Below are 17,864 nucleotides of genomic sequence, written 5' to 3' on the forward strand. Positions count from 1 at the left end.
GCGTATCGAGACCCGGCCCCTGCAGGATGGTGGATCTCGATACGCCCGCGCCGCGGGCTACTCGATCAGCTTGTGCCTCTCACGGGCGGCGCCAGAGGTACGGGGTCGTCGTCGAGACCTTCACGAGGCCCGAGCGCTCGAGGATCGGGCGGGAGTACTCCGTCGAGTCGCTGTGCACGAGGGTGCGGCCCGCCTCGAGCGCGGCGGCGGCGCGCGCGGCCGTCAGCGCCCGGTAGATGCCGCGGCCGCGGTACTCCTCGAGCACGGCGCCACCCCAGACGCCGACGACGTCGGAGTCCGCGACCGGCTCGAGCCGGCCGCCGCCGACCATGCGGCCGTCGACCTCGGCGACCCACAGCTCCATGCCGTCGCCGCGAGCGAGCCGTGCGACCAGCGCGTCGGCGATGTCCGTGTCGACGTCCTCGCCGAACGCGGCGTCGATCATCGCGCTGAACGCGCGGACGTCCGGCTCGTCGACGACTCGGCGCAGGGTCGCGCCGTCGGGCACCGGAGCGTCGCGGGTGAGCGCCTCGAGCGGGCCGATCATGATCGACTCCGTCTCCTCGGCGACGAAGCCGTGGCGCAGCAGCGCCTCGTGCAGACCGGGCGCCCGGTCGTGGCCGCGGGTCTTCCACTCGACCTTCCGGATCTCCGCGTCGGCGTCGAAGTGCGCGCGGGCCGCGGCGACGAGGGCGTCGATCGCCGCCTCGTCCGCCCCGCCGAGGTCGCGGTAGGTGACGAAGCCGCGCCCGCCGGCGAAGGTCACCAGCCGGAGCGGCCCGGCGAGAGTCACCGCCACGGCGCTCGGTGTCTCGGCGTCGGTGCGGAGCTGCTCGTCGTAGACGCGCAGGTACTGCGCGCGGAGGTCGTCGGGGTGGGTGCTGGTGGTCATCCCGCCACGCTACGGCCGGACGGCGCAGATCGCCTCGGGGTGCCGATGCTGATCGAGTAGCCCGCGGAGCGGGCGTATCGAGCGGAGGGGGCGCCTTCGGCGCCAGCGCAGGGCGGGGAAGAGACTGACGTTCATGCGGTGGTGGGTCTCGATACGCCCCTGCGGGGCTACTCGACCAGCATGTCTGCGGGCGTCTCTTCCAAGTAGATCCAGCGAAGTCAGAACGTGAGTCTGCAGACCCGCCGCCCTGAGGACGGTGGGTCTCGATACGCCCCTGCGGGGCTACTCGACCAGCAAATTGGCCGCCGCCTCTTCCCGGTGGATCCACCGAAGTCAGAACACGAGTCTGCAGATCCGCCCTGCTGGTGACGGCGGGTCTCGAAACGCCCCTGCTGGCTCCTCGACCGGCAGGGGTGCGCACAACATCAGCTGAGAGCAGGGGGCCTCCCCTGACAGCGGAGGCCACCCCTTCTCAGCTGATGTTCTGCAGCGCTCGAGCGCTCCACACCGTTCGAGCGGGCCCTCCGGTGGTCGCACAGCACGCGCAGCGGGCGTGTGGAGGTCCGCTCGCGTCGGGAGACGAGCCTGCAGACCGCCGTGCGGATGACGGTGGGTCTCGATACGCCCCTTCGGGGCTACTCGACCAGCATGAAAAAGGGCGGCCGCCGCGTCCACTCCCCACCGCGGAGGCGCGAAGCGGCTTCGCCTGCTCGACCGGCGGGATGCGGAGCGGGGTCAGCCGGTGACGCGGGCGATCAGGTCCTGGATGAAGGGGATGACGTCGCCCGCCTGGTCGACGCTCGCGAAGGCGGTGGCGAGCAGCGGCCAGACGGAGCCGACGAGGGTGGCGATCACGGCGGCGACCGCGGCGACCCAGGCGAGGGCGGCGTTCCGGGAGACGAAAGCCAGCGCGAGGCACGCCAGGGCGATCAGGTAGCTCAGGACGATCGAGAGGGTGATCGCGCCGACCGGGACGTCGAGGACGCCCGCGGTCGTCGCGTCGGCCGCGCCGATCAGGCCGAGCACCGGGAGCAGCACGCCGACGACGATCAGGAAGCTGACGACGACGCCGGTCGCGAGGGCGGCCCAGGCCGCGCGCGGCTTCCGGCGCGAGCCGTAGGAGCGGGTGCGCACGGCCTACTCCGACCCGCGGCGCTCGGCGACGATCACATCGGCGTCGTCGGCCGAGATGTCGTCGGCAGAGACGTCGTCGGCAGAGGTGTCGTCGGCCGATGCGTCGGTGGCCGAGGTGTCGGCGTCCACCGGCTCGACCTCGACGCGGACGACGAACTCGGCGGCGGGCGCGTCGGCGGTGACGACGACGGTCTCGACGGAGTCGTGCTCGGAGTCGTCGGCGCGCTCGGCGACAGGAGCGTCGGTGACGGGCGCAGCCGGCCGGGTCGTGACCTCGTCGGACAGCGAGTCCGCGGTGGCGTCCGACTCGGCGGCGCGGTCGGCGGCCTCGTCGAGGCGGTCCGAGGCGTCGTCGAGCGCGTCGGCGGTCCGCTCGCGGGCGGTGTCGAGCGCCGCGGCGCCCTTCTCCCGGGCGGAGTCGAGGGCGGCGCCGCCCTTCTCGCGGGCGGAGTCCATCGCGTCGCCGGCCTTCTCGACCAGCGAGGGGCCGTCCTCGCGCTCGGAGTCCGGCACCTCGATCGGGTCGAAGGGGCCGTGCACGTCGGTGACGTTGACGTTGACGACGACGCGCTCGCGGGTCAGCTGCGCGGCGGCCTTGCCGACCTGCTCGCGGACGGCGTCGATGACCTCTTGGACGGGGCGCGGGTACTCCGACACCAGGTCGAGGTCGAGGACGAGCGCGCCGTCGACGCGGGCGATGCTCACGCCGGGGCTCGTGCTGGTGCCCAGGACGGCGCGGGTCGCGCGGTCGAGGGTGCGGGCGGCGGCGCCGCCGAGGTGGTGGACGCCGGTGACACCGGCGGTGGTCTCCGCGGCGGCGGTCGCGAGCAGTCGCTCGATCGACTCGTCCTCCGGGTGCGCGCCGTCGATGGCGCGGAGGTCGTTCGTTCCGACGGTGTCGGTCATGGGGTACTCCTCAGTGGTCTTCCGGCCCTCCCGAGCGGGAGGGCCGGATCGTCCGGTGCGGCGGGTGCGCGGCACGGGGCGGCGCGGACGCCGCTACTGCACGCGGGCGCTGCTGCTCATCCTGGTGCGGAGGCCGCTGACGATCTGGATGACCACGGGGGTCTCCTCGCCCAGCACAGCGTCCCAGCTCTTCACCGCGTCGTCGATCGCGCGGCGGGTCCGCATTGGCGAGACGCCGCGGCGGGTGTGCGCGGTGACGCGGAGGACGGTGCGGTGCTTGACCTCGAAGGCGGTGACGTCGAGCGCGACGATCGAGGGATCGTGCGACAGCGCCTCCTCGAGGACGTGTTCGGCGACCTTCGCGTCGATGGTGACGGAGCCGCCGGTCGGCGTGCCCGCGCCGGAGCCGGAGCCCACGCGCAGCAGGGTCGACGTGCGTCCCCGGCCCTGGCGCACGATGAAGCGCACCAGCAGCAGGATCAGCACGAGGGCGACCACGGCCGTGACCCAGAGGATCCACGGCTGCCCGCCGGAGAGGGCGTCGCTGGTGGGCTGCGTCGCGTCCTCCGCGCCGGTGGAGACCGTCTGCTGGACGTCGGGGAACAGCGCTCCCGCCGCGACGGCACCGCCGGCGAGCAGGAGCACGAGGCCCACGACGAACAGGAGGAGGCGGTTGAGGAACCGGTTGGTGGTGGTCATCGGACCGTCCCCTTCTCGGACAGGCGCACGCGGGCCGTGAGCTTCGGGCTGATGTCGTAGCCGGCGAGCTCGGCGTCGACCGCCTCGCGGATGGTGCCGACGTCGAGGCTGCGCCCGGAGGTGCGGCCGACGGTGACACCGGCCGTGCGTCCGCCGATCGACACCGACACTTGGTCGGGGTCGACGTCGCCGGCGTAGGCGGCGGTGCGGGCGAGGCTCTGCGCGATCACGCGGTCGTCGATGACGGCCGCGGTGCGGTCGGCGGCGGCGCGGCGGCGGCCGCGACGACCCGGGGAGAAGGACACGACGATCAGGACGAGCCCGATCAGCGCGGCGACCACTCCGCCGGCCACGATCAGCGGGACGGGAGCGCTCGCGGCGCCGAGCACCGCGGCCGCGCCGTCCTGCGGGGCGACGAGCAGCGCGGGCTGCCCGAGGGCAGCGAGCACCGCCTCCGTGCCGATCCACGCGAAGACGAGGATGAGCAGGACCGCGAGGACGATCGCCGAGGTGGAGCGGGACGAGGTGATCTCGCGCCGGACGAGCCGGGGATAGAGGGCTCCGGTGGAGCGGGTCCCTGAGGCTGCGGGGGTCGTCACGAGACTCTCCTTCGCTCGCGCAGGTCGGCCCCGGTGATCCGGAGGTCGACGCGCCCGATGGTGGACCCGGTCAGCTCGAGGCAGCGGGTGCGGATGGTGGACTGGGCCGTGCTGAGACGGCTGAGGACCGTGCCGGAGCGGCGGTCCCCCCGCCGAGCGGACGGATGCGCAGGGGGGCCTGCGCGGTGACGTGCAGCTTCCCCCCGTCGTCGTCCAGCTCGACCGAGACGTCCGACGCGTCGACGTCGAGCGCCTCCGCGGTGACGGCCGACACGACCCTGCGCACGGCGCGCGAGGTGATCGTCGTGCGGCCGTGGCGGGCCTGGTCGGCCATCACCGCCGCGGTCACGAGGACCGCCGCCCGCGGAGGGTGTCGGCGAGCGAGCTCAGGTCGAGCTTGCCCTCGACGACGCGGCCGACGCCGTAGCCGATGGCCATGGCGAGGGCGACCCAGAGGAGTGCCCAGAAGCCGAAGACCAGGCCGGTGACGGCGAGGACGGCGCCCAGGATCAGGCCGAGGTGGGACGGAGTCACTTGACGCGGCTCTCGGTGTCCTCGTCCTTGTCGTCCGAGGGGATGTAGACGTCGGCGATGGTCACGTTGACCTCGGTGACCTCCATGCCGACGACCGAGGAGATGGCCTCGGAGACGGCGGAGCGGATGCTGTCGGCGAGCTTCTGCAGCGCGACGGGGTACTCGGCGACGACGGTGATGTCGGCGGCGACCTGCTTCTCGCCGACCTCGACGGAGATGCCCTGGCCGCGGTCCTGCGCGTTGATCGCGTTGCGGATGGCGCCGATGGCGCGGGCGGCTCCGCCACCGAGGTCGTGGACGCCGGCGACCTGGCGGGCGGCGATGCCGGCGACCTTCTCGACGACGCCGTCGGCGATCGTGTTCTTGCCGGTCGAGGTCTCGGTGCCGTGCTTGGCCGAGGTGGTGGCGAGGGTGCTGGGGGTGACGTTGGTCATGATGCTCTCCCTGATAGAAGGTGATGCGCGACTCGGTCGCGGTGACGACGATCCGTCGCACATGAATCAGACGTGCGCGGCTCCGGGATCGTCCCGCCGGATCAGCCAGTGCGCAGGAAACGTCGAGCGACGACGCGCTCTGCGGCCAGCGCCGTCCACAGGCCCGGGAGATGCGCGGCAGCTGTCGGTGAAACGGGCGTCCGTGCGAGCGTCCGGGCGGGCTCAGGGCGGGCTCCGCGCAGTCGTGGGGCGGGCTCGGGGCGGGCTCCGCACTGCGTTCAGACCCGTTTTGTATACAGCAGAAGCGGAATCACCCCACCGAAAGCGCCCTCTCGCCCGATTCGGCGCCTGCGTGCGCAGGTTGTAGCATCGTGGAAACCTGCCCGAAACGGTGTTTGGGATACAAAAGAGGAGTCCTCGCGGTGACCATCACTCTGGAGCCGCCTCACCCCTCGCCCTGCTGGGAGCTACACATGTCAGCTGTATCCCGCACCACCGCTCCGCCCGCCTCCGGACACACGGTCGCCTCCGTCCTCGACTCCATCGGCTTCACCCGCGCGCAGTTCTGGATCTTCCTGCTGATCCTCGCCGGGGAGTTCTTCAACACGCTCGAGCAGAACTCGGTGGGTGCCATGGGCAGCCACATCAAGGAGACGCTGCAGATCGGCGACATCCAGCTCACGACGATCAACACCGCCACGGTCATCGGCGGACTGATCGGCCGCCTGCTGGCCGGCTACCTCGCCGACCGCTACGGCCGCCGCTTCTCGCTCAGCCTGAACCTGCTGATCTACACGCTCGGCGGACTGCTCAGCGCTGTCGCGATGAACTACGAGATGCTGCTCGTCAGCCGCCTGATCGTCGGCATCGGCATCGGCGGCGAGTTTATGATCGGCCTGGTCATGCTCTCCGAGATGGTCTCCACCCGCTTCCGCGGCACCGCGATCGGCGCCGTCAACGTCGGCGCCGGCGGCCTCGGCAACTTCCTCTCCTACGGCCTGTTCCTCCTGCTGCTCGGCCCGCTGGAGACCCCGCTCGGCGGCCCCGACTCGGTCTGGCGCTGGTCGTTCGTGATCCTCGCGGTCCCCGCGCTGCTGGTCGTCTTCTACCGCCGCAAGCTGCCGGAGACGCCGCGCTGGCTGCTCTCGCAGGGCCGCACGGAGGAGGCGAACCGCTCGCTCGCGATCCTCGCCTCGAACTCGCTCACCCCCACCACCGCCCGCCCGCCCGTCGAGCTGTCGCCGGACGACCTGCCGCCCGTGCACATGTCCGCCTCCCCCGCCGCGGTGTTCAGCCGCCCGGTGATCCGCCGCACCGCCGCCCTCGGCATCGCGTCCTGGATGGCCTTCGGCTCGCAGGTCACGCTGAACTTCCTGATGCCGACCCTGCTGGTCGAGCGCGGCTACTCCGTCTCGGAGAGCCTGCTCTACACGATGATCATGAACATCGGCTCGCTCCTCGGAGCGACGACCGCGGCCCTGATCGCCGGTCGCGTCGGCCGCCGCACCGCCGTCGGCGCCGCCGGAGTCCTCGGCTGCCTCACCGCGCTCGCCTTCGCCGGCTTCGGCAACGGCACCGGAGCGATCCTCGTGCTCGGCGCGCTCTTCCAGTTCTTCACGATGGTCACCAACACGACCCTCGCCACCTGGACCGCCGAGATCTTCCCGACCGCGATCCGCGCCTCCGGCGCCTCGATCGTCAACGGCATCGGCAACATCGCCGGAGCGGTCATGCCGTTCCTCGCCGTCGCGCTCTACGGCTCGTTCGCCTTCGCCGGCGTCTTCGGCCTCGCCGCCGTGATGTACGCGGTGCTCGTCGTCGCCTCCCGCTTCGCCCCGGAGACCCGGGGACGCTCGCTCGAGGACGTCAACGAGAACGCGATCGCCGCCGCCGCCCACTGACCCACCCGTGCCCCCGGCGCTCCGGCGTCGGGGGCACGACCCACCACCGGACAAGCACCTCAAGGAGCACCATGGACACCCTCACCGTCTCGGCCACCGCCAACGGACTCAACTACCTCCCCGAGTACGTCGCCGACGTCGGCGGCCTGTTCGCCGAGCGCGGCCTCGCCGTCACCGCCACCGCCTGCGACCCCTGGACCGGCGTCCTCGACGACCTCGACTCCGGCGCCGCCGACCTCGCCCTCGGCGGGCTCTGGGTCCCCGGCATGTACGCCGGCACCAGCCGCGAGCTGACCGTCGTCGGCCAGCTCAACCACCGCTTCCCGATGACGATCGTGGCCCGCGACGGCTCCGGACCGGTCGGCCTGGACTGGCTGGCCGGCAAGGTCGTGCTCGCCCCGGGCGCCGGCGGCAGCGCGCCGTTCGAGTTCACCGCGGGCCTGATCCGCGAGGCCGGCCTCGACGTCTCGGCCACCCGCTGGGCGCGCGACCTGTCCACGGCGATGATGCTCGAGCTCTACCGCGACGGCCTCGGCGACGCGATCGTGCTCGACCTGCTCTCGGCGAAGGAGCTCGTCGCGGCCGGCGGCGGGCAGATCGTCTTCCGCCACCTCGACGCGGGCGTGATGCCCAACAGCGTCTACTACACGCGCACCGAGCGGGTCGAGGAGCTCGCCGACCGCACCGAGCGCTTCGTCGACGCGATCGAGACGGCGATGCAGAGGATCACGGCGGGCGAGGCCGGCGCCGAGATCGACGCGGTGCTCGCCGCGCGCTGGCCCGACCGCGACCCCGTGCTGCTGCACGAGGCCGCCGACGAGATGGCCGCCGGCGGGGTCTGGGACACGACCGTGATCGACGAGGCCGCCTCCGACCGCTGGATGCGGATCCTCGCGGAGGCCGGGCTCGTCACCCGCGCCCCCTCCCTCGCCGAGCTGACCGGCCGCACGACGGTCGGCGCGCGCTGATGACGCTCGTCCTCGCCTCCGAGCAGATCGCCGGGCTGCTCCCCGACGTCGACGTGCTCGGCGCGGTCGAGCAGGTGTTCGCGGACCTCGGCTCCGGCGCGCTGCACCAGGGCGCGCCGACGGCCCTCGCGGGCGAGGACGACGGGCTGATCCTGCCGATGGCGGTCCGCTCCGACGCCCTGGGCCTGGCCGCCGTGAAGCTGATGGCCGACCTGCCCGGCAACGCGGCGCGCGGGCTGCCGACGCAGCGCTCGACGATCCTGGTCACCTCGCTGCTCACCGGGGAGTGCGTGGCCGTCCTGGACGGAGCGCTGATCACCCGGGCCCGGACCGCCGCCGCCTCCGCGGTCGCCACCCGGCACCTCGCCCGGGCGGACAGCCGGGTCCTCGGGCTGATCGGCGCCGGCAACCTCGCCGTCGCGCACGTCCGCGCGCTGCAGGCGGTGCGCGACCTGGACGAGATCGTGGTCTGGTCGCGGTCGGACGCGACGCTCGACCGGTTCGAGGAGGCGGTGGGGCGCCCCGTGACCCGCGCCGCGGATCCGCGGGCCGTCGCCGAGCGCTCCGACGTGCTCTGCACGCTGACGCCGTCGGTCGAGCCGATCGTGCGCGGGGCCTGGCTGCACGCCGGCCAGCACGTGAACGCCGTGGGCGCCCGCCCGCGGCCGGAGCACCGCGAGCTCGACTCCGCCGCGATGGCGCTCGGCACGCTCGTCGTCGACAGCGCGGCGACCGCGCGGGCGAAGTCCGGCGACCTCGTCCGCGCGATCGCGGAGGGCGCCCTCGACGCGGCGGCCGGGCTCCTCGAGCTCGGCGACGTCGTGGCCGGGACCGCTCCCGGCCGCACGCGCGACGACGAGATCACCGTCTTCGACTCCGTCGGCCTCGCCGCGCAGGACCTCGCCGTCGCCGCCGCGCTGATCGACCTCGCGCGGCTGCGGGACGCGGGCAGCACTGTCCGGCTGTCCGGGGTCCCCGCGGCGGCGGGCCGCTGATGCGCATCGCCGTCGTCAACTGCAACACGACCGAGTCGATGACCGAGACGGCCGCCGCCCGCGCCCGGCTCGCCGTCGGGCCGGGCACCGAGATCGTCGCGATCACGCCGAGCTGGGGCGTCGCCTCGGCCGAGGGCTGGTACGACAGCTTCCTCAGCGCCGCGGCCGTCCTGCACACCCTGGAGCGGCTGCCGGCCGGCATCGACGGCGTCGTGATGGCCGGCTTCGGCGAGCACGGCCGCGAGGGCGCGCGCGAGCTGCTCGACGTGCCCGTCGTCGACATCACGGAGGCGTCGGCGCATCTCGCGATGCTGCTCGGTCGCCGCTACGGGGTGGTCACCACCGTCCGCCGCGCGGTCGGCCAGATCGAGGACAGCCTCACCACCGCCGGCCTGATCGCGCACTGCGCCGCGATCGAGGACACGGGGCTCGGCGTCCTCGAGCTGGAGGAGGATCCGCAGGCCACCCTCGACGCGTTCGTCGCCGCCGGCGAGCGCGCGATCGCCCGCGGCGCCGAGGTGATCTGCCTCGGCTGCGCGGGCATGGCGGGACTCGAGGAGCACGTCGGCGCGCGGCTGCCGGTGCCGGTCGTCGACGGCGTCGCCGCGGCGGCAGCCCTCGTCGAGACCCTCGTCCGCCAGCGGCTCGGCACCAGCCGGATCGACAGCTACGCCCGGCCGCTGCCGAAGGAGCGCAGCTGGCCCGGCGGCTGAGCGCCTCCGGACGGCGAGCGCACCGGGTCGGCCGAGCGTGTTGAATGGTCGCACCGGCGTCGCGAGGAGGACCGTCATGACACTCGCCAGCACCGAGGAGTCGCTCGCCAGCCAGACCTACCGGACGCTGCGCCGGCAGATCATCCTCGGCCAGCACCCGCAGGGGTCGCGGCTCGTCGAGGCCTCGCTGGCCGCCGAGCTGCACGTCTCGCGGCTGCCGGTGCGCGAGGCCGTGCCGCAGCTCGCGAACGAGGGCTTCGTGCGGATGCTGCCCCGTCGCTCCACCCGCGTCGCGCAGTGGAGCGTCGAGGACGTGGTCGAGCTCTTCGACGTCCGCCTGAGCCTCGAGACGCTCGCCGCGCGCCTCGCGGCGCAGGCCGTCGCCCGCGGCGCCTCCCTCGCTCCGCTGCTCGACGCGATCGACGCCGAGCACCACGCCCTCGACAGCGAGGACTGGCTGGAGGTCGCCGAGACCTCGACCGTCGTGCACGAGGCGATCGTCGAGGTGGCCGGCAGCGCGCTGCTCTCCTCGCTGATGCGCGCCGTCACCGGCCGGATGACCTGGCTGTTCTACCTGACCAGCGCCCGCGACCAGCGCCAGCAGTCCGACGAGCACCACGGCCTGCTCGACGCGATCCGCGCGGGCAACGACCGCCTCGCCGAGTCGATCGCCTTCACCCACATCGAGAAGGGCCGCGCGCCGTCGCTCGCGATGATCGGCGGGCAGTGACGTCCGCGGCGCGGCGGCCGCGCGCTCAGTGGCGCAGCGTGTGGCTCGGCAGCTCCTGGAAGCGGGTCTGGTAGGCGCTGGCGAAGCGGCCGAGGTTGCCGAAGCCCCAGTCGCGGGCCACGGCGGCGACGGTCGTCGAGCAGGGGTCGCCCTCGACGAGGTCGTGGTGGGCGCGGTCGAGGCGGACGTCGCGGAGGTAGACCGACGGCGAGACGCCGAGGTGGCGCTGGGTGGCCTGCTGCAGGGTGCGGGTGTGCAGGCCGGCGGCGCGGGCGGCGTCGGCCGGGGTGATCGGCTCGTGCGCGTGGTGCTGCAGGAAGTCGAGGGCGACGCGGGTGCGCGAGGCGGAGGGGCGGCGCAGCACGGCGGGGACGTCCCAGGCGCGCCACGGGAAGAGCAGCAGCAGCGCGCGGGCCAGGTTGAGCTCGGCGGTGAAGCGCACCAGCGGGGCGATCGCGGCGCTCGCGAGCGCGGCCGTCGCGTCGGTCACGGCCGTGCGCCAGCGGGCGAGGACGCCGGGGTCGGCGTCGGCCTCGTGGTCGAAGGAGACGGGCTGGCGGGGGCCGGAGTGCGACTCGGTCGCCACGTCCTCGAGGAAGCCGGGTGCGAAGTGCACGAGGTTCTGCCGGTGCGGCTGGTAGGCCAGGCCGAATTGGCGCTCGGCGGGCAGCAGGAACGGCGCGGACGCGGCTCCGGTGCGGGTGAAGGGGCGCAGGTTGAGCTGGCCGCCGCCGGCGCGGAACCAGCCGACGACGTACTCGCGCAGGTGCGCGATCTCGCCGGTCAGCGCGCCCGCGCAGTCGGAGGTGCGGAGGGTGACCCGCTCGCTCCCGCGGTAGGCGTAGCGGAAGGAGAAGCCGCGCGAGCCCGGCTCCACGCGGAACGAGCCGCCGCCGTACGCCTCGGCGTAGACCGCGGACGCCTCGGCGGGGTCGCCTCCGGCGGCCTCGAAGCGCCGCTCGGTGCCGCCGGGGAGGTCGCCGGCGGAGGCGAAGGGGCTGCCCATCGTGAAGGTCGAGCCGGGGGTCGCGGTCGAGCCGGGGACGGCCGGGCGTGCCGTCGGTGGCGGGGAGGTGTGCATGGTCGGGCTTCTCTCGGGGTCTGGGAGATCAGAGGCGGACGGGGGTGGGCCTCGGGGCTCTACAGATACAGACGGGTCGACGGCCGGAAACGTCACGGATCCGGGGCGTGCTCGCAATCCGGCCAGCGGATTCGCCGGGGAGGGTGGAGGCTGATAGGCATTCGGAGCGGCGCCTGCGGAGAACGCCCGCAGGCGTGGAACGACGGCGGAACGGCGGGAGGTGGCGATCGTGGCGGAGGCACTGCCCGCGGCGCAGCCCGACGACGCGCGGCCCGACGACCCGCTGCTCCGCGCCTCCGACGCCACGCTCGCCTCGCGGGCCGTGGACGGCGACGTCGCCGCGTTCGAGCAGCTCGCCCGGCGCCACGGCGCGCTGATGCGGGTCTACGCCGCCAAGCTGCTCGGCTCCGAGGCGGAGTCCGACGACATCGTGCAGGAGGCGTTCCTCACCGGTTGGCGCCGCCTCGGCGACCTCGACAGCCCCGCGCACATCCGCAACTGGCTGATGCGGATCGTCTCGCACAAGGCGATCGACCGGATCCGCGTCCGGCGCCGCCACGACGACATCGACGACTGGGACCCGCCCGCCCCCGCCGAGCACTCGCCCGAGCGGATCGTCGAGGCGCGGCTCCAGCTGGACGCCGTCTGGGAGGCACTGGACCGATTGCCCCCCGATCAGCGACGCTGTTGGCTGCTCCGCGAGACCGCCGGCTACAGCTACCAGGAGATCGCCGACGCTCTCGAACTCCCCGTCTCGACGGTCCGCGGCCTGCTCGCCCGAGCCCGCCGCTTCCTGCTCCACGAACTGGAGGCATGGCGATGACCACCGACGACATGCCCACCGCCGAGCCCGACGAGAACGCCGTGCCCGTCGACGCCGTGCCCGAGAACGACGTGCCCGACGACGACCTCGACGGCCACACGCTCGAGGAGCTGGGCGAGTACCTCGACCGCGGGCGCACCCCCGTCGATCCCTCCATCGAGGGCTCCGCGGCCTGCCGGCTCGCGCTCGCGAACCTCACCCGCTTGAACGAGCTGTCGGCCACCGCGCTGCGCCGCCGCGCCGACGCGGAGCCGGACCGCGACGAGGTCTGGATCGCCGGGCTGCTCGACGCGATCCGGTCCGAGGTGCGCTCCGGGCGCGACGTGCCGATCCGCCACCCCGACCCCACGCTGCGGCTCGCGCTGACCGAGGCGGCCGTGCGCGGGATGATCCGGCGCGCGGGCGACACCATGGGCGGCGTCATCATGGGCCGCTGCACGCTCGACGGCGACGTCGGGACGCCGGGCGCGGTGATCCGGGTCGACGTCACCTTCGCGCTCGAGTTCGGCGTGCCGGTGGCGACCGCCGCGGACCGCCTGCGCGAGCGGATCCGCTACGCCCTCGAGCGGCACACCGAGCTCGTCGTCGGCGCGATCGACGTGACCGTGGACGACGTGTACCCGAGCAGGGAGGACCAGCCGTGACCGACAGCACTGCGACCGACAGCACCGGGATCGACAGCACCGGGACCGACGACAGCACCCTCGACGACAGCGCCCTCGACGACTCGGCCCGCGAGGACACCGCCCGCGACGACACCGCGCTCTCGCAGCGCCTCACCGCGGCGATCCGCGACTCCGAGGGAGTCACCGGCGTCTATCCGGCCCAGCCGATCCTCGAGGCGGCCGCCGATGCGCTGGCCGTGAAGCTCGCCCTGCGGCAGCCCGACGTGCTCGTCGACATCGACCGCTCGGACGGCTTCACCACGGTGAGCGCGCACATCGCGGCGACCGCGGCGCTGCCCGCGCCCGAGACCCTGCGCGCCGTCGGCGAGGAGCTGCGGCGCCTGCTCGACGCGGAGCCGTCGGTGACCGGCCCGCTCGCCGTGAACGTGAAGGTCCGGCTGATCGAGGACTCGGGCCGCGCCGCGGAGTGACGGACGCCTCGTCTCGCGCGGAAGGCGTGCACAACTAAGGCTGAACGGCCCGAAATCGCGAGAGATCGCGTCGATCGGGGCATCCAGCCTTAGTTGTGTACCGGTTCCGCCGGAGACGCGCGATTCAGCGCTGCCAGGCGGGCCACTCCGGGTCGTGACCGGGCCAGACCTCGACGCCGGGCTCCGCCGCGAGGTCGGCGAGGCGCTCCACGGCGCGCTGAGCCGCCTCGGCGTCGCCGGGACGCGCCGTCCAGCCGCAGGCGGTGCGCTCGTCGAGGTTGCGGCGGAGGTCCGCCGCGTCGCAGGCGAGCACGATCGAGCGGTCGGCGAGGTCGATCCGGAACGACTGGTGGCCCGGGGTGTGCCCGCGGGTGTCGAGTGCGGCCACGCCGGGGGCGAGCTCGGTGTCGCCGTCGAGGAGCACCACCCGGACGTCGGCGTCGAGGAGGTCCTGCGGGACGACGGTCTCGCGGCGGCCGAGGCCCTCGCCGAGCCACTCCCACTCGCGCCGCTGCAGGGCGACGGGGGTGCCGGCCGGGACGAGGCGCAGCCCGCCCGTGTGGTCGAGGTGCAGGTGCGAGAGGGCGACGAGGGCGAGGTCCTCCCAGCGCAGGCCGGCCGCCGCGATCTGCTCGGCGAGCGCGTCGCCGGGCGGGACGACGGCGGTGTAGCTCTCGTAGTCGTAGTGCGCGGCGCGCTGGGCGGGGTCGCGGACCCGGTCGAGGTGGAAGCCGCCGTCGATCAGGATCCAGGAGTCGCCGAGGTCGATCGCGGCGCCGGTGACCGGCTCGAGCAGGAAGCGCGCCGGGTCGCCGCCGCGGAGCGAGATCGACTCGGCGATCGGCTCGTGGCCGAGCACGAGCGGGACGAGGCGGCGGGGGCGGCCGAGCGGAAGGGCGGCCGGCCAGTCGTCGGCGATCACGGGAACCTCCTGCAGCACGTCGGATTGGATCCAATATAGTCGTGAATGAATCCACGACCATCCTCCCGCACGAGACGAGGGCTCGCATGACCGGCGCCATCCCGATCAACATCCCGATCACCACCGAGATGCTCCACTGGGGCCGTCGGCCGACCTACGAGATGGTCGAGCAGATCGTGGACGGCTACCCCTCCGACGTCTCGCGCTGGCTGATCGGCGCGCACACCGGCACGCACGTCGACGCGCCGTCGCACTTCGTGCCGGGCGGCGCGACCGTCGACGAGATCGCGCTGGAGAGCGTGGTCGGGCCGGTCCGGGTGCTCGATCTGCGGCACGTCGCGGAGGAGATCACGGACGAGGACCTCGTCGCGGCCGGTGCCGAGGGGGCCGTGCGCGTGCTGTTCCGCACGCGCAACTCGACCGATGCACTGACCCGGGCGGTGAAGTCGGAGACCTGGGTCGGCCTCGCGCCGAGCGGCGCGCGCTGGCTGGTCGAGCACGGCGTGCTCTTCGCGGGCCTGGACTACATGACGATGGAGGCGCCCGCGCACACCGAGGAGTGGCCGACCCACGTGATCCTCTGCGGCGCCGGCGTCGTGATCCTCGAGAACGCGGACCTCGCGCAGGTCGAGCCCGGCGACTACCTGATGGTCTGCCAGCCCGTCGCCTTCGAGGGCCGCGAGGCCGCGCCCGCCCCGACGGTCCTGCTCCCCCTCCCGTGACCCGCCCCCCGCGAGATGCCACTTATGAGCGCGACACGCCGTGGAAAGCGCTCACAAGTGGCATCTCGCGGAGAGAGGCAGGCTCGCGGAGGGGGTCAGACTCCTGCGGGCTCCAGGGCGCCCTGCTGCTCGCGGTCGAGCTCGGTGCGGACGGAGCGCTCACCGGCGAGCTCGCGCGGGGTGCGGGGGGCCAGGAGGCCGACCACGATGAAGGTGCCGAAGCCGATCGCCGCGGCGACGAGGGTGGCGTAGCCGTCGAAGCCGGCGCCGATCAGGTCGTTCGGGACGTAGAGGATGTCGTTCGGCACGCCGTAGAGCGTCGGGGTGAGCGCCAGGAAGACCAGGCGGACGACCAGGCCGACGCCGGCCGCCGTGAGCGCGGCGACGACTCCGGGGCGCTTCCAGAAGACGCCGAGCAGGAAGGGCGCGGCGAGGCAGGCGAGCATGATGTCGAACGCGAGCGTCAGCAGGATGCCGGTCTGGCTGACCCGGATCGCGAGGAACGAGCCGAGGATCACGATCGGCACCATGGCGACGCGGGTCCAGCGCAGCAGCGGGTCCGGGCCGCTGCCGGAGTGGCGGCGGACCGAGAGCACGTTGCGGACGACGATCGCCGAGGTGGCGAGGATGGCGCCGGACGCCGTCGAGAACGACGCGGCGACGACTCCGGAGAGCACCAGGATCGCGATGACCGGCGGCGCGTAGTCGTCGAGCAGCGTGAACAGCACCGGGCCGTCGGCGGCCGAGAGGCCCAGGACGGCGGTGGCGCTGAGGGCGACGATGGCGAAGATCGAGCCGATCGCCGCGGTGCCGACGGCGGCGGCGTAGCAAGCGCGGCGGGCGACCTCGGGCGACTTGGCGCCGAAGATCCGCTGCATGAAGTCGATCGCGACGAGGTCGCCGATGCCGAGGGCGACGAGGGTGGCCCAGTTGACGGGGGCGCCCATCGCCGGGTCGGTGAGCTGCTCGAAGTCGAACGGCCCCATGCCCTCGGGGATGACGATGCCGTAGGCGAGCGCGACCCAGACCAGCAGCGAGATCGCCGCGACGACCGTGATCACGGTCTGGATGGCGGCGGTGTACGCGTCGGAGAAGAGGCCGCCGGCGATCGTGTAGCTGAGCACGAGGGCGACCGAGAGGATCACGCCCCAGGCGTACGGGATGCCGGCGAAGCGCTCGAGCAGGAAGCCGCAGGCCACCAGGTTGCCGGCCAGCAGGATCGTGAAGGAGAAGACCATGATCACCGAGGCGACGACCTCGGTGGTGCGGTCGTAGCGCATCCGGAAGAAGTCGGCGAGGGTGAAGAGCTTCATCGCGTTCATCGGCTTGGCGAGGAAGAGGCCCGTGATCAGGAGGCAGATCGCCAGGCCGATCGCGAGCGAGGCGCCCGCCCAGAAGCCGAACTGCGAGGTGAGGTCGGTGTTGCCGACGGTGGCGTTCGAGTCGACCGCGGCGGCCGTCAGGCTGACGGCGACGAGCGGGATGCCGAGGCGGCGTCCGGCGACGAGGTAGTTGGCGCTGTCGCCGTCGATCTTGCGGGCGACCGCGATGCCGACGGCGAGGATCACCACGACGGTGATCCCCACTCCGAGGATGATCATGCGTGCTCCGAGCTGCTGGGTGGTGCGGCGGGGTGTTTCTATCGGTTGATAGACACGGATCCTGCCGCGCGCTCGGTCGCGGTTCTTTTCGGGCGTGGGTCGATCCTGTTAACTCCGGCGCGCGGGCCCCTCGGCCACACCTCAAAAGTTGTCGTATCGGGCGCTCGAGTACGACAACTTTTGGAGAGTGGACGGGCGCTCGGGAGTGGGCGGGCGCTCGGGAGTGGGTGGGCACTCAGGAGTGGCGGCGGGGCGTCAGCGCAGGTGGGCGAGCAGGGCCGGGCCCTCGGCGAGCGCCTCGGCGACGGCGGGGCGCGAGAGGTCGAGGACGCGGAGGGCGGCGAGGGCGACCGCCTCCGCGGAGGGGCCGGGCTCGGCGGGCTGCCGGCGGCGCTGGAGGATGACGTTCTCGACGAGGGCGAGCACGAGCGAGGCGCCGGTCGCGGGGTCGGCGGCGCCGCAGGCCGCGACGAGGGTGCGGTAGGCGGTCTCCAGCTCGGAGCGGCGGTCGCGGAACACGGCGAAGCGCTCGTCGCCGAGCTCGGGCAGCAGGTAGAGCGCGCCGACGTTGTGCTCGCCGGCCGCGAGCAGGCGGGCGTCGGAGACGCAGAGCGCCCAGAGGCGGGCGGCCGGCGGTTCGTCGCGGGTGAGCAGCACGGCGGCGGTGTCGAGCGAGGGCTGCACCGTGCCGAGCAGCAGCTCGAGCAGCACCGCGTGCTTGCCGCCGAAGTGGTGGTACAGCGACGCCTGGCGGATGCCCGCCGCCGCGGCGATGGCGTGCGTGCTCGTGCCGCCGAACCCCTCGGTGCAGAAGAGCGCCGCGCTCGCCGCGAGGATGTCCGCCCGCGTGCCCAGCCCGGTGAGCGACGCCCCGGAGGCGCGCGGCCGTCCGGGGGGTGCGCTCGACATGCGCTCGACCGTAGCAGCGCCCGGAGCCCCCTCCGCTCCTCGAAAGTTGTCGTACTCGGCGGTCGAGTACGACAACTTCTGGAGAGTGGGGTGGGGTGGGACGCGCGCGAAACACGATCGCAACGTCGGGGTCACAGCGGCGACACGGGGGCGCGGTTGACTTCCTGTCGAGCGATAGAAACCCCGGCAGCGACCGGACCAGCAG

21 protein-coding genes are annotated in these 17,864 nt (G+C 73.3%); 9 read left to right on the plus strand and 12 right to left on the minus strand.

All coding sequences use genetic code 11. The features are described 5' to 3' along the window. Nucleotides 1–79 precede the first annotated feature (79 nt). The 8 genes from EDF43_RS02965 to EDF43_RS03000 form a co-directional block, all read right to left on the minus strand. Nucleotides 80–892, minus strand: a complete 813-nt coding sequence (locus tag EDF43_RS02965) for a GNAT family N-acetyltransferase (RefSeq protein ID WP_132435377.1) — start codon at nucleotides 890–892, stop codon at nucleotides 80–82. 735 nt (nucleotides 893–1,627) lie between these two features. Continuing rightward, nucleotides 1,628–2,026 carry a hypothetical protein gene (locus EDF43_RS02970; protein ID WP_132435379.1) on the minus strand — a complete coding sequence of 133 codons (399 nt, stop codon included), beginning with the start codon at nucleotides 2,024–2,026 and terminating at the stop codon, nucleotides 1,628–1,630. Nucleotides 2,027–2,029: 3 nt separating this feature from the next. Further along, on the minus strand, nucleotides 2,030–2,932 hold the full coding sequence (locus EDF43_RS02975; protein ID WP_132435381.1) for an Asp23/Gls24 family envelope stress response protein: 903 nt from the start codon (nucleotides 2,930–2,932) through the stop codon (nucleotides 2,030–2,032). A 93-nt stretch (nucleotides 2,933–3,025) separates the two neighbouring features. Then, on the minus strand, nucleotides 3,026–3,631 hold the full coding sequence (locus EDF43_RS02980) for a hypothetical protein (protein WP_123447470.1): 606 nt from the start codon (nucleotides 3,629–3,631) through the stop codon (nucleotides 3,026–3,028). After that, on the minus strand, nucleotides 3,628–4,230 hold the full coding sequence (locus EDF43_RS02985; RefSeq protein ID WP_123705847.1) for a DUF6286 domain-containing protein: 603 nt from the start codon (nucleotides 4,228–4,230) through the stop codon (nucleotides 3,628–3,630). Before EDF43_RS02985 ends, EDF43_RS02980 begins: the two co-directional genes overlap by 4 nt. Before the next feature lie 70 nt (nucleotides 4,231–4,300). Beyond that, nucleotides 4,301–4,579, minus strand: a complete 279-nt coding sequence (locus EDF43_RS02990; RefSeq protein ID WP_243646211.1) for a hypothetical protein — start codon at nucleotides 4,577–4,579, stop codon at nucleotides 4,301–4,303. After that, complete coding sequence (locus EDF43_RS02995) at nucleotides 4,576–4,764, minus strand: DUF2273 domain-containing protein (RefSeq protein ID WP_123734545.1); 189 nt, start codon at nucleotides 4,762–4,764, stop codon at nucleotides 4,576–4,578. The genes EDF43_RS02990 and EDF43_RS02995 overlap by 4 nt, the downstream gene beginning before the upstream one ends. Then, entirely contained in the window at nucleotides 4,761–5,198 is a 438-nt protein-coding gene (locus EDF43_RS03000; protein WP_123705848.1) for an Asp23/Gls24 family envelope stress response protein, read from the minus strand. The genes EDF43_RS02995 and EDF43_RS03000 overlap by 4 nt, the downstream gene beginning before the upstream one ends. A 473-nt stretch (nucleotides 5,199–5,671) precedes the next feature. Here EDF43_RS03000 and EDF43_RS03005 point away from each other — a divergent pair, with 473 nt between their 5' ends. From EDF43_RS03005 to EDF43_RS03025, 5 genes are all read left to right on the plus strand, one after another. Further along, a complete protein-coding gene (locus EDF43_RS03005; protein WP_243646212.1) occupies nucleotides 5,672–7,099 on the plus strand; it encodes an MFS transporter in 1,428 nt (475 codons plus the stop codon). A gap of 71 nt (nucleotides 7,100–7,170) precedes the next feature. Next, a complete protein-coding gene (locus tag EDF43_RS03010) occupies nucleotides 7,171–8,067 on the plus strand; it encodes an ABC transporter substrate-binding protein (protein WP_104238902.1) in 897 nt (298 codons plus the stop codon). Beyond that, nucleotides 8,067–9,062 (plus strand): ornithine cyclodeaminase family protein, encoded by a 996-nt coding sequence (locus EDF43_RS03015; RefSeq protein WP_132435383.1) that lies wholly within the window; start codon nucleotides 8,067–8,069, stop codon nucleotides 9,060–9,062. The genes EDF43_RS03010 and EDF43_RS03015 overlap by 1 nt, the downstream gene beginning before the upstream one ends. Beyond that, on the plus strand, nucleotides 9,062–9,775 hold the full coding sequence (locus tag EDF43_RS03020; RefSeq protein WP_104226500.1) for an aspartate/glutamate racemase family protein: 714 nt from the start codon (nucleotides 9,062–9,064) through the stop codon (nucleotides 9,773–9,775). The genes EDF43_RS03015 and EDF43_RS03020 overlap by 1 nt, the downstream gene beginning before the upstream one ends. 76 nt (nucleotides 9,776–9,851) lie before the next feature. After that, nucleotides 9,852–10,505 (plus strand): GntR family transcriptional regulator, encoded by a 654-nt coding sequence (locus EDF43_RS03025; protein ID WP_132435385.1) that lies wholly within the window; start codon nucleotides 9,852–9,854, stop codon nucleotides 10,503–10,505. A gap of 25 nt (nucleotides 10,506–10,530) precedes the next feature. Here the strand turns inward: EDF43_RS03025 and EDF43_RS03030 are convergent, their stop codons facing one another. Then, entirely contained in the window at nucleotides 10,531–11,586 is a 1,056-nt protein-coding gene (locus EDF43_RS03030) for a helix-turn-helix domain-containing protein (RefSeq protein WP_132435387.1), read from the minus strand. A gap of 229 nt (nucleotides 11,587–11,815) precedes the next feature. Between EDF43_RS03030 and EDF43_RS03035 the strand changes: the two genes are divergently transcribed. The 3 genes from EDF43_RS03035 to EDF43_RS21675 are packed head-to-tail and all read left to right on the plus strand — an operon-like array spanning nucleotide 11,816 to nucleotide 13,505. Further along, nucleotides 11,816–12,409, plus strand: a complete 594-nt coding sequence (locus EDF43_RS03035; RefSeq protein WP_347812534.1) for a sigma-70 family RNA polymerase sigma factor — start codon at nucleotides 11,816–11,818, stop codon at nucleotides 12,407–12,409. After that, nucleotides 12,406–13,053: an Asp23/Gls24 family envelope stress response protein gene (locus EDF43_RS03040; protein WP_132435389.1), complete on the plus strand. Its 648-nt coding sequence runs from the start codon at nucleotides 12,406–12,408 to the stop codon at nucleotides 13,051–13,053. Before EDF43_RS03035 ends, EDF43_RS03040 begins: the two co-directional genes overlap by 4 nt. Beyond that, nucleotides 13,050–13,505 carry a hypothetical protein gene (locus tag EDF43_RS21675; protein ID WP_165908995.1) on the plus strand — a complete coding sequence of 152 codons (456 nt, stop codon included), beginning with the start codon at nucleotides 13,050–13,052 and terminating at the stop codon, nucleotides 13,503–13,505. The genes EDF43_RS03040 and EDF43_RS21675 overlap by 4 nt, the downstream gene beginning before the upstream one ends. Nucleotides 13,506–13,629: 124 nt before the next feature. Here the strand turns inward: EDF43_RS21675 and EDF43_RS03050 are convergent, their stop codons facing one another. Next, nucleotides 13,630–14,427, minus strand: a complete 798-nt coding sequence (locus EDF43_RS03050) for an N-acyl homoserine lactonase family protein (RefSeq protein ID WP_165908996.1) — start codon at nucleotides 14,425–14,427, stop codon at nucleotides 13,630–13,632. An 86-nt stretch (nucleotides 14,428–14,513) separates the two neighbouring features. On the opposite strand from EDF43_RS03050, the gene EDF43_RS03055 reads away from it, so the two are divergent. After that, complete coding sequence (locus EDF43_RS03055; RefSeq protein WP_123731646.1) at nucleotides 14,514–15,149, plus strand: cyclase family protein; 636 nt, start codon at nucleotides 14,514–14,516, stop codon at nucleotides 15,147–15,149. Between the two features lie 95 nt (nucleotides 15,150–15,244). Here EDF43_RS03055 and EDF43_RS03060 read toward each other — a convergent pair whose 3' ends face one another. Together EDF43_RS03060 and EDF43_RS03065 are read right to left on the minus strand one after the other, a co-directional pair. Beyond that, the gene (locus tag EDF43_RS03060) at nucleotides 15,245–16,750 is read right to left on the minus strand and encodes a sodium:solute symporter family protein (protein WP_123734537.1); all 1,506 of its coding nucleotides are present in this window, start codon (nucleotides 16,748–16,750) and stop codon (nucleotides 15,245–15,247) included. 255 nt (nucleotides 16,751–17,005) lie between these two features. Continuing rightward, on the minus strand, nucleotides 17,006–17,659 hold the full coding sequence (locus tag EDF43_RS03065) for a TetR/AcrR family transcriptional regulator (RefSeq protein ID WP_132435392.1): 654 nt from the start codon (nucleotides 17,657–17,659) through the stop codon (nucleotides 17,006–17,008). Between the last annotated feature and the right edge of the window lie 205 nt (nucleotides 17,660–17,864).

It is taken from the genome of Rathayibacter sp. PhB179, from assembly GCF_004345345.1.
GTDB classification, from domain to species: domain Bacteria; phylum Actinomycetota; class Actinomycetes; order Actinomycetales; family Microbacteriaceae; genus Rathayibacter; species Rathayibacter festucae.

Excerpts from the sequence above, each read along its gene's own strand:
- EDF43_RS03015 (WP_132435383.1), top strand. The coding sequence starts at position 8,067 with ATGACGCTCGTCCTCGCCTCCGAGCAGATCGCCGGGCTGCTCCCCGAC.
- EDF43_RS03065 (WP_132435392.1), bottom strand. The coding sequence starts at position 17,659 with ATGTCGAGCGCACCCCCCGGACGGCCGCGCGCCTCCGGGGCGTCGCTC.
- EDF43_RS03005 (WP_243646212.1), top strand. The coding sequence starts at position 5,672 with ATGTCAGCTGTATCCCGCACCACCGCTCCGCCCGCCTCCGGACACACG.
- EDF43_RS03040 (WP_132435389.1), top strand. The coding sequence starts at position 12,406 with ATGACCACCGACGACATGCCCACCGCCGAGCCCGACGAGAACGCCGTG.
- EDF43_RS02975 (WP_132435381.1), bottom strand. The coding sequence starts at position 2,932 with ATGACCGACACCGTCGGAACGAACGACCTCCGCGCCATCGACGGCGCG.
- EDF43_RS02980 (WP_123447470.1), bottom strand. The coding sequence starts at position 3,631 with ATGACCACCACCAACCGGTTCCTCAACCGCCTCCTCCTGTTCGTCGTG.
- EDF43_RS03020 (WP_104226500.1), top strand. The coding sequence starts at position 9,062 with ATGCGCATCGCCGTCGTCAACTGCAACACGACCGAGTCGATGACCGAG.
- EDF43_RS03010 (WP_104238902.1), top strand. The coding sequence starts at position 7,171 with ATGGACACCCTCACCGTCTCGGCCACCGCCAACGGACTCAACTACCTC.
- EDF43_RS03000 (WP_123705848.1), bottom strand. The coding sequence starts at position 5,198 with ATGACCAACGTCACCCCCAGCACCCTCGCCACCACCTCGGCCAAGCAC.
- EDF43_RS02965 (WP_132435377.1), bottom strand. The coding sequence starts at position 892 with ATGACCACCAGCACCCACCCCGACGACCTCCGCGCGCAGTACCTGCGC.
- EDF43_RS03030 (WP_132435387.1), bottom strand. The coding sequence starts at position 11,586 with ATGCACACCTCCCCGCCACCGACGGCACGCCCGGCCGTCCCCGGCTCG.
- EDF43_RS03025 (WP_132435385.1), top strand. The coding sequence starts at position 9,852 with ATGACACTCGCCAGCACCGAGGAGTCGCTCGCCAGCCAGACCTACCGG.
- EDF43_RS03060 (WP_123734537.1), bottom strand. The coding sequence starts at position 16,750 with ATGATCATCCTCGGAGTGGGGATCACCGTCGTGGTGATCCTCGCCGTC.
- EDF43_RS03055 (WP_123731646.1), top strand. The coding sequence starts at position 14,514 with ATGACCGGCGCCATCCCGATCAACATCCCGATCACCACCGAGATGCTC.